Source organism: Pseudomonas sp. NFPP24 (genome assembly GCF_900112095.1).
Taxonomy (GTDB): Bacteria; Pseudomonadota; Gammaproteobacteria; order Pseudomonadales; family Pseudomonadaceae; genus Aquipseudomonas; species Aquipseudomonas extremorientalis.
Map to the genome: position 1 here is coordinate 182,286 of NZ_FOKD01000001.1, position 12,599 is coordinate 194,884.

General features: G+C 63.1%; 13 protein-coding genes. 8 read left to right on the forward strand and 5 right to left on the reverse strand.

Annotation, left to right across the window (positions count from 1 at the left end):
• Positions 1-4 precede the first annotated feature (4 nt).
• The 7 genes from hflC to cfaB all read left to right on the forward strand — a co-directional run bounded on the left by hflC (position 5) and on the right by cfaB (position 7,240).
• The gene (gene hflC, locus BM026_RS00815; protein ID WP_093527117.1) at positions 5-994 is read left to right on the forward strand and encodes a protease modulator HflC; all 990 of its coding nucleotides are present in this window, start codon (positions 5-7) and stop codon (positions 992-994) included.
• Positions 991-2,025, forward strand: a complete 1,035-nt coding sequence (hflK, locus tag BM026_RS00820) for a protease modulator HflK (protein ID WP_093527119.1) — start codon at positions 991-993, stop codon at positions 2,023-2,025. Before hflC ends, hflK begins: the two co-directional genes overlap by 4 nt.
• Positions 2,022-3,908, forward strand: a complete 1,887-nt coding sequence (locus tag BM026_RS00825; RefSeq protein ID WP_092241535.1) for a cation-translocating P-type ATPase — start codon at positions 2,022-2,024, stop codon at positions 3,906-3,908. Before hflK ends, BM026_RS00825 begins: the two co-directional genes overlap by 4 nt.
• Before the next feature lie 118 nt (positions 3,909-4,026).
• Positions 4,027-4,278: a BufA2 family periplasmic bufferin-type metallophore gene (locus BM026_RS00830; RefSeq protein ID WP_071490868.1), complete on the forward strand. Its 252-nt coding sequence runs from the start codon at positions 4,027-4,029 to the stop codon at positions 4,276-4,278.
• A 65-nt stretch (positions 4,279-4,343) separates the two neighbouring features.
• The gene (locus BM026_RS00835) at positions 4,344-5,189 is read left to right on the forward strand and encodes an MNIO family bufferin maturase (RefSeq protein ID WP_092241537.1); all 846 of its coding nucleotides are present in this window, start codon (positions 4,344-4,346) and stop codon (positions 5,187-5,189) included.
• The gene (locus tag BM026_RS00840) at positions 5,180-5,968 is read left to right on the forward strand and encodes an HvfC/BufC N-terminal domain-containing protein (RefSeq protein ID WP_093527121.1); all 789 of its coding nucleotides are present in this window, start codon (positions 5,180-5,182) and stop codon (positions 5,966-5,968) included. The genes BM026_RS00835 and BM026_RS00840 overlap by 10 nt, the downstream gene beginning before the upstream one ends.
• Positions 5,969-6,055: 87 nt before the next feature.
• Positions 6,056-7,240, forward strand: a complete 1,185-nt coding sequence (gene cfaB / locus BM026_RS00845; RefSeq protein ID WP_071490865.1) for a C17 cyclopropane fatty acid synthase CfaB — start codon at positions 6,056-6,058, stop codon at positions 7,238-7,240.
• Between the two features lie 74 nt (positions 7,241-7,314).
• Here the strand turns inward: cfaB and cls are convergent, their stop codons facing one another.
• Positions 7,315-8,754: a cardiolipin synthase gene (gene cls, locus BM026_RS00850; RefSeq protein WP_071490864.1), complete on the reverse strand. Its 1,440-nt coding sequence runs from the start codon at positions 8,752-8,754 to the stop codon at positions 7,315-7,317.
• A gap of 131 nt (positions 8,755-8,885) precedes the next feature.
• Between cls and BM026_RS00855 the strand changes: the two genes are divergently transcribed.
• Positions 8,886-9,407 (forward strand): DUF3617 domain-containing protein, encoded by a 522-nt coding sequence (locus tag BM026_RS00855; RefSeq protein ID WP_093527123.1) that lies wholly within the window; start codon positions 8,886-8,888, stop codon positions 9,405-9,407.
• Here the strand turns inward: BM026_RS00855 and BM026_RS00860 are convergent.
• From BM026_RS00860 to BM026_RS00875, 4 genes are read right to left on the reverse strand one after another with little or no spacing between them, the layout of a single operon-like run.
• Positions 9,404-10,741 (reverse strand): dihydroorotase, encoded by a 1,338-nt coding sequence (locus BM026_RS00860; protein ID WP_092241547.1) that lies wholly within the window; start codon positions 10,739-10,741, stop codon positions 9,404-9,406. The two genes, BM026_RS00855 and BM026_RS00860, sit on opposite strands and share 4 nt — an antisense overlap.
• Before the next feature lie 3 nt (positions 10,742-10,744).
• A complete protein-coding gene (locus BM026_RS00865) occupies positions 10,745-11,305 on the reverse strand; it encodes a gamma carbonic anhydrase family protein (protein WP_093120247.1) in 561 nt (186 codons plus the stop codon).
• Positions 11,302-11,715: a phosphoribosyl-AMP cyclohydrolase gene (gene hisI / locus BM026_RS00870; RefSeq protein ID WP_093514234.1), complete on the reverse strand. Its 414-nt coding sequence runs from the start codon at positions 11,713-11,715 to the stop codon at positions 11,302-11,304. Before hisI ends, BM026_RS00865 begins: the two co-directional genes overlap by 4 nt.
• Complete coding sequence (locus tag BM026_RS00875) at positions 11,712-12,590, reverse strand: metal ABC transporter substrate-binding protein (RefSeq protein ID WP_071490859.1); 879 nt, start codon at positions 12,588-12,590, stop codon at positions 11,712-11,714. Before BM026_RS00875 ends, hisI begins: the two co-directional genes overlap by 4 nt.
• Between the last annotated feature and the right edge of the window lie 9 nt (positions 12,591-12,599).

A 12,599-nucleotide genomic window follows, 5' to 3' on the forward strand; every position in this document is an offset into this window, starting at 1 on the left:
TCCGTTGAGCGCTCATTCCCACGATCACGGTCATCATCATGGCTATCACCACCATCATCATCACGGTGACGAGCACGCTGCCGGCCCATTCCCCTGGCGGCGCATGGCCTGGGCGGCGTTGCTGGTGCTGTTTGCAGTTGCAGCCGCCAGCCTGGTGCAGGTGCGGTCCGGCGAGGCCACGGTGATTACCCGGTTCGGCAACCCGGCGCGGGTGCTATTGGAGCCCGGCCTGGGCTGGCGTTGGCCAGCGCCGTTCGAAGCGGCGATCCCGGTGGATTTGCGCCTGCGCACCACCTCCAGCGGTCTGCAGGATGTGGGCAGCCGCGATGGCCTGCGCATCATCGTGCAGGCCTACGTGGCGTGGCAGGTGCAGGGCGATGCGGACAATGTGCAGCGCTTCATGCGTGCGGTGCAGAACCAGCCGGATGAAGCGGCGCGGCAGATCCGCACCTTCGTCGGCTCGGCGCTGGAAACCACGGCGGCCAGCTTCGACCTTTCGAGCCTGATCAACACCGACGCCAGCCAGGTGCGCATCGCTGATTTCGAAGCACAACTGCGCCAGCAGATTGATCAACAATTGCTCAATACTTACGGGGTGCGTGTGGTACAGGTCGGTATCGAACGGCTGACGCTGCCGTCGGTCACCCTGACGGCCACCGTCGACCGCATGCGTGCCGAGCGGGAAACCATCGCCACCGAACGCACCGCCGTGGGCAAGCGCGAGGCGGCGCAGATCCGCTCTGCCGCCGAGCGTGATGCGCGCATCATGCAGGCCGATGCCACGGTGAAAGCCGCCGATATCGAAGCGCAATCCCGGGTCGAAGCCGCGCAGATCTACGGCCGTGCCTACGCCGGCAATCCACAGCTGTATAACCTGCTGCGCTCGCTGGATACCCTGGGCACCGTGGTCACGCCGGGCACCAAGATCATCCTGCGCACCGACGCTGCGCCGTTCCGTGCCTTGGTAGACGGACCGAAGGACATCCAGCCATGACCGAGCGTGAGAGCCCGGACAGCCCATGGATACAGGCCGGGCGCCTGACGTTCCTGGCTCTGTACGCAGTGACGGTGCTGGCGGCACTGGCCTGGGCGTTTTCCAATGTGCGCCAGATCGACCCGCAGAACCGTGCCGTGGTGCTGCACTTCGGCGCCCTCGACCGCATCCAGAATGCCGGGCTGTTGCTGGCGTGGCCGCAGCCGTTCGAGCAGGTGGTGCTGTTGCCGGCGGCTGACCGGGTGATCGAGCGTCGGGTGGAGAACCTGTTGCGCTCCGATGCGGCGACCCAGGCCGACCGCGTAGCCAGTTTCGCCACGCCGCTGAGTGATGCACTGGCCGGCTCCGGGTACCTGCTGACCGGCGATGCCGGCGTGGTGCAACTGGATGTGCGGGTGTTCTACAAAGTCACCGAGCCTTACGCCTTTGTGTTGCAGGGTGAGCATGTGCTGCCCGCCCTGGATCGACTGGTGACCCGCAGCGCCGTGGCCCTGGCCGCCGCACGTGACCTGGACACGATCCTGGTGGCTCGCCCCGAACTGATCGGCACCGACAACGGCGCCGCCGAACGTCGCGAACGGCTGCGCGGCGACCTGGTGCAAGGCATCAACAAGCGCCTCGTGGAGCTAGCGTCCACAGGTTTGGGGTTGGGCATCGAAGTGACTCGCGTCGACGTGCAGTCGAGCCTGCCGGGCCCGGCGGTGAATGCCTTCAATGCGGTACTCACCGCCAGCCAGCAGGCCGACAAGGCGGTGGCCAATGCGCGCACCGACGCCGAGAAACTCACCCAGACCGCGACCCAGCAGGCCGACCGCCTGGTGCAAGTCGCCCATGCCCAGGCCAGTGAACGCCTGGCCAATGCCCAGGCGCAGACCGCCACCGTCGCCAGCCTGGCCCAGGTGAAAGACCCGGGCTTGCTGATGCGCCTGTACCGCGAGCGCCTGCCGAAGATTCTCGGCCAGGCTGGTTCCGTGACCACGGTCGATCCGAAAGACGACGCTCGCTTGATCATCCAGGGAGCCGAACAATGAGCGCACCCATGCTGACCTCTGCAGAACAGCGCAGCGCTGCCCGGCAATTGACCCTGGCTATGTTGGCCCTGGGGTTGCTGGCGCTGGGCCTGGTGTGGCGCTGGCTGGCGCCGGACCAGAGCGGTGTGAGCCAGTTGCTGCTGGGTGTCGCATCGCTGTTGGTGGCAGTGCCGGTGATGCGTTCGGCGTGGTACAGCCTGCGATTCCCCAGCCTGCATGGCATCACCGACCAACTGATCGCCCTGGCCATGCTCGGCGCCTGGGCCACGGGTGACCTGCTGACCGCCGCGTTGCTGCCGATCATCATGATTTTTGGTCATGTGCTGGAAGAGCGCAGCGTGATCGGCTCCCAGGAGGCGATCCATGCCCTGGGCAAGCTGACCCGCAGCCATGCGCGTTTGGTGCAGGCCGATGGCAGCATCCGGGAAGTAGACAATGGCACGCTGAATACCGGTGACATCGTCGAGGTGCGTGCCGGCGACCGGGTGCCGGCGGATGGCGTGGTGCTGTCAGGCCAGGCGAGCCTGGACACGGCGCCGATTACCGGTGAGTCGGTGCCGTTGGAAGCCAGCGTGGGTGTGCAGGTGTTTGGTGGGGCGATCAACCTCGATGGGTTGCTGCGCCTGCAAGTGACCCGCACCGGTAACGAGTCCACCCTGGGCAAAGTCATCGCACTGATGCAGAACGCTGAGCGTTCCAAGCCGCCGATCACGCGGTTGCTGGAGCGGTACGCCGGCAGCTATATGGTGCTGGTGCTGCTGCTGGCGGCGGTGACCTGGTTTGTGACCAATGATGCCCAGGCGATGCTTGCCGTGCTGGTGGCGGCGTGTCCGTGTGCGTTGGTGCTGTCGGCGCCGGCCACGGCGATTGCCGGGATCGCCGTGGCGGCACGGCATGGGATTCTGATTCGCAGCTCGGCGTTCCTCGAAGAACTGGCGGACCTGACCTCCCTGGTGGTCGACAAGACCGGCACCCTGACCTATGGCGCTCTGCGTCTGCACGCCATCGACACCACGGCGCCGGACCGGCAGGTGTTGTTGAACCTGGCGGCGAGCCTGGGTTCGGCCAGCAGCCACCCGGTCAGCCGGGCGTTGGCGGGGTTGGCGACGCAGGAACACAGGCTGGCGCTGACGGATATCCGCGAACGCCAGGGCCTCGGCGTGGTGGCGCAGACCGATCAGGGCGAAGCGGCTCTGGGCCGCCCGGAATTGTTCGAGCAGTTGGGCATCGCGACCACGCCGGTGCCGAACCACGATGGGCCCATCGCCGGGCTGGCGTTGGACGGTCAGTTTCTGGCCTGGCTGTTGCTGGCCGATAGCGTCAAGCCGGAGGCCCGCCAGGCCCTGCAAGAGCTGCGCGACCTTGGCCTCGGTCGTCAACTGTTGCTCACCGGCGACCGCCAGAGCGTCGCCGACAGCCTGGCGCTGGATGTGGGCATCAGTGACGTCCAAGCCCAGGCCCTGCCGGAAGACAAGCTCAACCGCGTGCTGGGTGAAATCGGCAGCGGTTTCCGGCCGATGGTCGTGGGGGATGGCATCAATGATTCGCTGGCGCTCAAGGCCGGTGTGGTCGGCGTGGCCATGGGCGCGGGCGGGGCGGATATCGCCCTGGCATCGGCGGATGTGGTGTTGATCGGCAGCGACCTGCGGCGCCTGGGGACGTGCGTGCGCTTGAGTCGTCAGTGCCGGCAGACGTTGCAGGTCAACGTGATCATCGGTCTGGGCTGGACCTTGGCGATCGTTATATTCGCCGCGTTTGGCTGGTTGGGCGCTGCCGGGGCGATGATTGCTGCGGTGTTGCATAACCTCAGCACCTTGCTGGTCCTGGGTAATGCCGGGCGCTTGCTGCGCTTCCAGGAGCCCCTTTTGAAGCTTGAAGAATAATTTCAGAAATTTTTGCGCACCCCTGTAACGCGGATGAGGGGCCTCACTCTAGTGGTGTGTCGAGACTGAACAATCCGTTCAGCCCGACACCCCTACTGATCGTTGAGGAATATAAAAAATGAACATCAAAAATGCCGTTTCCGGTGCTGCCCTGGCTATCGCTGCCGCCACCATGTTCGCCGGTGTCGCTACCCAGGCACAGGCCGCCGACGCTACTGTTCATTGCTACGGCGTCACCTCCTGCAAAGGCATGAACGATTGCAAGACCGCTGAAAACGCTTGTAAAGGCCAGGCTGTCTGCAAAGGTCACGGTTTCAAGGCCATGACCAAGGCCGCCTGCGACGCCGCCGGCGGCAAGGTCGGCGAGTAATCGCAAGCCGAGTGCAACCGCAGCGAGCCTTCAAGCCGCTGCGGACACTTTTCCAGGAGTCCGCAATGGCCATGTCTCTTCCCTTCCTGGGTTACGGCCTGGGTTTACGCAACGAATACTACGAACAGATCCTTGAACAATCGCCGGCTGTGGATTGGTTCGAAGTGATCTCCGAGAATTACCTGGTCCAGGGCGGTAAAGCCTTGTACTACCTGGACGCGATAGCCGAGCGTTATCCGCTGGTGATGCATGGGGTGTCCCTGTCCATCGGCGGGCCCCATGCCCTCGACACCGACTATCTTAAGCAGATCAGACAGCTCGCCGAGCGTATCCAGCCGGCGTGGGTGTCCGATCATCTGTGCTGGAGCCGCGGCAGCGCCCACCAGTTGCACGACCTGCTGCCGTTGCCTTACACCGAAGAAAGCCTCTATCACGTAGCCGCCCGCGTGCGCCAAGTGCAGGACACATTGGAACGCCCGCTGGTGCTGGAAAACGTCTCCAGTTACGTGCGTTCCAAGGCCGATGAGTTCACCGAGTGGGAATTCCTCAACGCCCTGGCCCACCTGTCGGGGTGCCAGTTGTTGCTGGACGTCAACAATGTGTACGTCAGCTCGCGCAATCATGGCTTCGATGCCTGGACGTTTATCCGCAACCTGCCGCCGCAGAGCATCCGCCAGCTGCACCTGGCCGGGCACATGGACTACGGCGACTACGTGGTCGATACCCATGACCATCCGGTGTGTGACCCGGTGTGGGACCTCTATCAACAGACGCTGGAGCACCTGGGGCCGGTGTCGACGCTACTGGAGCGGGACGACCATTTCCCACCCTTCGAAGAGTTGCTTACCGAGCTCAGCAAAGCCCGTGAACTGGGCGCCATGGCGTTGGCCAGGAGATCGTTATGCGCCTGACCGATTGGCAGCTGGCCTTCGAACAGCACCTTTTATCCGAAACACCTGTCGCCAACAGTGGCTTCGCCGCGACCCTGCTGGGCGGGCCGACGCTGGATGTGGACACGGGCCTGGCGATTTATCACAACGCATATATCTCGCGGTTGCAGGACGTCTTGCGGCATGACTTCAGCGCCATTCTCTATTGGCTGGGGGATGACGAGTTTGCCGCGCTGACCGAAGCCTATGTGCGGCGCTACCCCTCGGCCCATTACAGCCTGCGCTGGCTGGGCGAGCGTTTCCCGACGTTTATCCTTGAGTATCTGGTGGCGGAGCAAGGTGTGCCGCTGGCGGAGCTGGCGCGGTTGGAGTGGGCGTTTACCCTGGCATTCGACGCGCCGCAGGGCGAACCGCTGACCCTTCACGACATGGCAAGCCTGGCCCCTGAAGACTGGCCGGGCCTGCAGGTGACGCTGGCGCCCTCCGTGCAACAGGTCTTCTGCCGCTTCAATACCGTGGCGATCTGGCGAGCCAGCAAGGATGAGTCGAAGTTCCCCCACAGCCAGGCCTTGGACCCGGTGCAGATCTGCCTGGTATGGCGGCACCAGAATGTGTGCCACTACCGCAGCCTGGAACCTGCAGAAATCTGCGCCCTGGCAGGCATGGTGACCACCGGCTGGAGTTTTTCAGAACTGTGCGCGGAACTGGCAGTCACTTATGCAGAGGGTGCTCCACTGCAAGCCGTGACGTGGCTGAAACAGTGGGTCCAGGATGGTTTGCTCGAGCGCCGAGCCCCATAGAGGACCGCTATCAAATCGATAGCCTCCTACTTTGTCTTCGGATGGTCTACCCTCACAGCAGACGTCTGAAACAAGGGGGGACTACTCATGCTCGCGCAACTTCCACCGGCCTTACAGAATCTTCAGCTACCGCTGCGTCTTCGACTCTGGGATGGCCATGAATTCAACTTGGGCCCCGAGCCCAGTGTGACCATCGTGGTGAAGGACCCCACGGTTGTTAACAAACTGACCCATCCCACGCTCGATTCATTGGGCGAAGCCTTCGTCGAGGGTAAATTGGAGCTGGAAGGCTCCATCTCCGAGGTCATCCGGGTGTGTGACGAATTGAGTCACGCCCTGATCGAAGACGACGAGGGGAGTCGTCCGGTGCGCTCGATCCACGACAAGGCCACTGACGCAGCGGCTATTTCCTACCATTACGACCTGTCCAACGAGTTCTACCAGCTGTGGCTGGACCAGGACATGGCGTACTCCTGCGGTTATTTCGAAACCGGCAGCGAATCCATCGACCAGGCGCAACAAGACAAATTCCGCCATCTGTGCCGCAAGCTGCGGCTGCAGCCGGGCGAGTATTTGCTCGACGTAGGTTGTGGTTGGGGTGGGTTGGCGCGGTTTGCTGCGCGGGAGTTCGGGGTCAAGGTGTTTGGTATCACCCTGAGCAAGGAGCAGTTGGCCCTGGCCCGGGAACGGGTGAAGGCCGAGGGCCTCGAAGACCAGGTGGACCTGCAATTGCTCGACTACCGCGACCTGCCGCAAGACGGCCGTTTTGACAAAGTGGTGAGCGTGGGCATGTTCGAACACGTCGGCCACGCCAACCTGGCGCAGTACTGCAAGACCCTGTTCGGCGCCGTGCGCGAAGGCGGCCTGGTGATGAACCACGGCATTACCGCCAAGCACACCGATGGCCGCCCGGTCGGTCGTGGCGCCGGGGAGTTCATCGAGCGTTATGTGTTCCCCAACGGTGAGCTGCCGCACCTGGCGATGATGACCGCCGAGATCAGTGAAGTCGGGCTGGAAGTGGTCGACGTCGAGAGCCTGCGCCTGCACTACGCGCGTACCCTGGACCATTGGAGCGAGCGCCTGGAAGACAACCTGGAGGCGGCGGCGAAGATGGTGCCGGAGCAGGCGCTACGCATCTGGCGCCTGTACCTGGCCGGTTGCGCCTATGCGTTTGCCCGGGGCTGGATCAACCTGCACCAGATCCTGGCGGTGAAACCCCATGCCGATGGCAGCCATGACCTGCCGTGGACGCGGGAAGATATCTACCGCTAACCCCGTTTCTGCGAAAAATGAAGGTCCAAGCGTGGGAGGGGGCAAGCCCCTCCCACAGGGTTCACCGCAGTGTGTTAAAGAATCGGTGAAATAAGCCGCGCGACCCGCATGCCCAGTTGTTGCAGGCGGCGCGTCTCGCGGCTCTCTTGCTGGCTGACCTCATGGGCCAGGGCAAAGTCGTCCAGCAGCATCAGCTCCACTTCCCGGGCGAAGGCTTCGTCGACCGTCAGCAACATCACTTCGAAATTCAGCCGGAACGAGCGGTTGTCCATGTTCGCACTGCCGATGGCGCTGATTTCGCTGTCCACCAGCACGACTTTCTGATGCAGGAAGCCCGGCGTGTAGCGGAACACCCGTACTCCGGCGCGCACGGCTTCGATCGCGTAAAGGCTTGATGCCGCGTAGACGATGCGATGGTCGGGCCGTGAGGGCAGCAACAGGCGTACATCGACCCCGCGCAGCACTGCCAGGCGCAGGGCGGCGAACACCGCTTCGTCGGGGATGAAGTACGGGCTGGTGATCCATACGCGTTCGGTCGCCGCATGAATGGCCTCGACAAAAAACAATGAGCAGGTTTCATACGGGTCGGCGGGACCGCTGGCGAGCAATTGGCAGAGCACGCCGTCTTCCGGGTAGGCGTCCGGCAGGATCAGCGGCGGCAGCTCGCGTGCAGCCCAGAACCAGTCTTCGGCAAACGACTCTTGCAAACACGCCACCACCGGGCCGGTCACCTGCACATGGGTATCGCGCCACGGCGCCAGCGGTGGTTTCTTGCCCAGGTATTCATCGCCGACGTTATGCCCGCCGACAAACCCGGTGATGCCGTCCACCACCACGATCTTGCGGTGGTTGCGGAAATTGACCTGGAAGCGATTGAGCCAGCCGCCGCGGGTGGCGAACGCTTTGACTTTCACCCCGGCGTCCCGCAGCGATTGCACATATCGGTGGGGCAGGGCGTGGCTGCCGATGCGGTCATAGAGCACGTGGATGTCTATGCCTTCAGCCGCTTTTTCCTTCAACAGCGCGTGCAGTTGGCGGCCAAGCTCGTCGTCATGAATGATGAAGAACTGGAACAGCACCGCCGTCCTGGCGTTGCGAATGGCCTCGAAGATTGCGCTGAACGTGGCCTCGCCATTGATCAACAAGCGCACTTCATTGTTGGCCAGGCACGGCATGCGGCCCAGCTTGGGCATGGCGCGCAAAGAGGTGTACGCGCTGGAGTTGCGCGCCGCGAGGGCTTCCTCGACCCAGGGGCGCCAGTTCAGCGCGGTGATCGCGGTGTGCATTTCCTGGTTGGCCTGGCGGCGGGCCTGGATGTAGGCGTCGAACGTGCTGCGGCCGAAGATCAGGTAGGGGATCAACGTGAGGTAGGGCATGAACATCAGCGACAAGGCCCAGGCGATCGAGCCTTGGGCGGTCCTGACGGTCAGCACCGCGTGGATCGCGGCGAGAGTCCCGAGAAAGTGCAGCGTGGCGATGAAGTAGGCGAGCAGGTGCGGGCCAAAGAAATCCATGGACGACGGTACTCCAGGCAATCCAAGTGCCTAACAGACCATGTCTGCTTACGAATGTCGCTATTTTATTTGCCGTGCAACACTGGCGCCCTGGCGGCGTCTAACGCCCAACATTAACCAGGAGTTACCCGATGAATGCACGTCTGCTGTCTTTAGCCATGGTTATGGGGTTGTCGCTGCCGGTGGCCGCACAGGCGCAGATGCTGGCGCCGGGCTTGTGGGAATTGACCACTAGCAATATGAAAGTCGATAACCAGGACCTGCCGGACCTGTCGCTGATCCTTGGTCAACTCAAGCAACAAATGACCCCCGAACAGCGCGCCATGCTGGAAAAACAAGGCATCACCATGGCCGGCAAAGGCGTGCAGGTGTGCCTGACACCGGCGCAGGTCGCCTCTGATTCTATCCCGTTGACCGACCCGCAATCGGGCTGCAAACAGCAAGTGACGGACAAGACCGGCAACCGGTGGAAATTCCGCTTCAGTTGCCCGAAAGCCCAGGGCACGGGCGTGGCGACCTTCCAGAGTCAGAAGGAATTCACCACCACCATCAACGGCACCTTCAATGCCACTGGTATCCAGCAAAAGGGCAGCCTCGACAGTCACGCCCAGTGGCTGGGCAACGATTGCGGTACGGTCAAGCCTCGCGCTTAACGCAGGAAATGCAATGGCAGGCCCTGGCAACTGTCGACTACCTGACCGTTGTGCCAGGCCAAGTGGCCGGAGACCAGCGTGGTGCCGACGCTATGACGAAAGCTGCGCTCGGCGAAGGGGGTCCAACCGCAGCGGGCCAGGATCGGCTCGCTGCTCACCGGCTTGCCGTGGGGCTCGGGTTTGATCAGCACCAGGTCGGCCCAATAGCCTTCGCGTAGGTAACCCCGATCCGGGATGGCGAACAGGTCGGCCACGCGATGACTGGTCTTCGCCACCAGCGTGGTCAGCGGCAGATGCCCGTCAGCCACCAGTTCCAACAGTGCCGGCAGCGCGTGTTGCACCAGCGGCAGTCCGGACGGCGCCTCTCGGTAACCCAATTGTTTTTGCCCCCAGGTGTGAGGCGCATGGTCGCTGCCAATCACGTCCAATCGATCACTCAGCAAGGCCTGGCGCAAGGCGTCGCGGTCGGCACGACTCTTGATCGCCGGATTGCATTTGATCTGGTGGCCGAGGCGGTGATAGTCGCGGTCGTCGAACAGCAGGTGGTGCAGGCAGACTTCGGCGGTGATGCGTTTTTCGGTCAGGGGCTTGTCATCGAACAGCGCCAGTTCGCGGGCGCTGGTCAGGTGCAGCACATGCAGGCGCGTGCCATGGCGCCTGGCCAACTCCACGGCAAAAGATGAGGAGCGATAGCACGCCTCAGCATCGCGGATCAGTGGATGCGCGACGGCGGGAATATTGTCGCCGAAGCGCTCGCGCAGACGTTGTTCGTTGGCCTGGATACTCGGCGTGTGTTCGCAATGGGCCAGCAGGATGGTTGGCACTTCGGCGAACAGGCGCTCCAGGATCCGCGGGTCATCCACCAGCATATTGCCGGTGGACGCTCCCATGAATACTTTCACCCCGGCGACTTCACGCGGGTCGAGGGCGGCGACGGTGTCCAGATTTTCGTTGCTGACACCAAAGTGAAAGCCGTAGTTGGCCACCGAGTGCAGGGCGGCACGGCGTTTCTTGTCGGCCAGCGCTTGCAGGTTCAAGGTGGCCGGGTTGGTGTTGGGCATGTCCATGAAGCTGGTGATGCCGCCGGCCACCGCGGCGCGGGATTCGCTGTAGAAGCTGCCTTTGTCCGGCGCGCCGGGTTCGCGAAAGTGCACCTGGTCATCGATCATGCCCGGCAGCAGCCACTGGCCTTGGGCGTCGATTTCCACCGGCTCGTTATAGCCGTCAAGGCTGGCGGCGATCTTCTCGATACGGCCATTGGCGACCAGTACATCGGCGTCGAACTCCTGGCCTTCATTCACCAGGCGGGCATTGCGAATCAGCACGCGACTCATGGCTCAGAACTCGTTTTGCAGGGCTTTGTAGCCACGCACCAGATCGACGTTGGTACGCGCCACGTCTTCGGAAAACTCCGAGGCGCTTACGCTGACCGGCGGGAATTGCGACAGGTCGGTGGCAGGCCCGATGCGGGTGGTGGAGGGCACGTAGAAGGCGGCGGGCAAATCGCGACCGTCGACCACCGAGTTGTGACGCACCACGCAGCCATCACCCACGGCGCAGTTGAACAGCACACTGTTGAAGCCGATGAACACACGGTCGCCGACGCTGCAGGGGCCGTGGACGATGGAGCGGTGGGCGATGGAAGTGAACTCGCCGATGGTCACCGCCGCGCCGGACTTGGAGTGGATGACCACGCCGTCCTGGATGTTGGAGTTGGCGCCGATGGTGATCGGGTCCATGCCCCCGCTGGCGTCGACTTCATCGGCGCGGATCACCGCGTAGGGGCCGACGAAGACGTTCTCGCCGATGATGACCTTGCCGCAGATGATTGCGGTCTTGTCGACGTAGGCTGACTCGGCAATGACGGGAAGATCGCCGGATGGGTTCTTGCGGATCATGCTGGGGGCTCCGTGAGGATGTGAACGTAGTCGCCATCGATAGCGTTGTAGAAGCAGGTCGGTCGACCGGTGTGGCAGGCCGGGCCGTGCTGGTCGACGATCAGCAACACCGCGTCGCCGTCGCAATCCAGGCGCGCTTCGACCAGTTGTTGCCAATGGCCGGAGCTTTCGCCTTTACGCCATAGCTGCCGACGCGAGCGTGACCAGTAGCAGACTTGCCCGGTGGCCAGGGTTTCGTTTAGGGCCTGGCGGTTCATCCAGGCCAGCATCAATACTTCACCGCTGCCGTGTTGCTGGGCGATGGCGGCGATCAGGCCGTCGCTGTTCCAGGGCAGGGCGTCGAGCACCTGTCCGAGTGGAAAGCGGCTGCCCACGGCAGCCCCTTCCAGATCGAGCATGCTCAGGGTCATGGCTTGCCCAGGGCCGCGCACAAGGTGTTGAGGTTGTATTCGAACAGCCCGGTAAAGGTGCTGGCCGGACCTTGCGCGGCGAGGGCGTCGGAGTAGAGCGTGCCGCCGATCTGCGCGCCACTTTCGTCTGCGATCTGCTTGAGCAGGCGCGAGTCCTTGATGTTTTCCATGAACACCGCTTTGACTTTATCTTTGCGGATCTGGGTGATCAGCGCGGCGACCTCGGCGGCGGACGGTTCACGTTCGGTGGACAGACCCTGGGGCGCAAGAAACTCAATGCCGTAGGCCTGGCCCAGGTAGCCGAAGGCGTCATGGGAGGTGACGATGCGGCGGTTGCCTGCTGGCAGCGCACCGAACTTGGCCTTGGCTTCGGCCAGCAGGCGGTAGATTTCTTTCAGGTAGGCCTGGCTGTTGCGCAGGTAGTCAGCCTTGTTCGCCGGGTCGGCGGCGACCAGCGCCTTGGTGATGTTGTTCACGTAGATTTCGGCGTTGGCCAGGTTGTGCCAGGCGTGGGGGTCGGGGATCGTTTCGCCGTCCTCTTCCATGGTGTGGGAAATCACGCCTTTGCTGGCGGTGACCACGGTCGCCTTGGTTTCAGTGCTGGCCACCAGCCGGTCCAGCCACGGCTCGAAGCCCAGGCCGTTCTTGATGATCAGCTTGGCCTTGAGCAGCGCCTTCGCGTCGTCCGGCGTTGGTTCGTAGGTATGGGCGTCGGCGTCAGGGCCGACCATGTTGCTGATCTGGATGTGATCGCCACCGATCTGGTGGGTGATGTCATCGAGAATACTGAAACTGGTCACCACCTGGAGTTTGTCGGCGGCCTGGGCCATCGACAACGGCAGCAGCAGACTGAACAGCACGAGTAAAGCGCGCATTGGGAAACA

Excerpts from the sequence above, each read along its gene's own strand:
- BM026_RS00830 (WP_071490868.1), top strand. The coding sequence starts at position 4,027 with ATGAACATCAAAAATGCCGTTTCCGGTGCTGCCCTGGCTATCGCTGCC.
- BM026_RS00855 (WP_093527123.1), top strand. The coding sequence starts at position 8,886 with ATGAATGCACGTCTGCTGTCTTTAGCCATGGTTATGGGGTTGTCGCTG.
- BM026_RS00825 (WP_092241535.1), top strand. The coding sequence starts at position 2,022 with ATGAGCGCACCCATGCTGACCTCTGCAGAACAGCGCAGCGCTGCCCGG.
- cfaB (WP_071490865.1), top strand. The coding sequence starts at position 6,056 with ATGCTCGCGCAACTTCCACCGGCCTTACAGAATCTTCAGCTACCGCTG.
- BM026_RS00860 (WP_092241547.1), bottom strand. The coding sequence starts at position 10,741 with ATGAGTCGCGTGCTGATTCGCAATGCCCGCCTGGTGAATGAAGGCCAG.
- BM026_RS00840 (WP_093527121.1), top strand. The coding sequence starts at position 5,180 with ATGCGCCTGACCGATTGGCAGCTGGCCTTCGAACAGCACCTTTTATCC.
- hflK (WP_093527119.1), top strand. The coding sequence starts at position 991 with ATGACCGAGCGTGAGAGCCCGGACAGCCCATGGATACAGGCCGGGCGC.
- BM026_RS00835 (WP_092241537.1), top strand. The coding sequence starts at position 4,344 with ATGGCCATGTCTCTTCCCTTCCTGGGTTACGGCCTGGGTTTACGCAAC.
- BM026_RS00865 (WP_093120247.1), bottom strand. The coding sequence starts at position 11,305 with ATGATCCGCAAGAACCCATCCGGCGATCTTCCCGTCATTGCCGAGTCA.
- cls (WP_071490864.1), bottom strand. The coding sequence starts at position 8,754 with ATGGATTTCTTTGGCCCGCACCTGCTCGCCTACTTCATCGCCACGCTG.
- hisI (WP_093514234.1), bottom strand. The coding sequence starts at position 11,715 with ATGACCCTGAGCATGCTCGATCTGGAAGGGGCTGCCGTGGGCAGCCGC.
- BM026_RS00875 (WP_071490859.1), bottom strand. The coding sequence starts at position 12,590 with ATGCGCGCTTTACTCGTGCTGTTCAGTCTGCTGCTGCCGTTGTCGATG.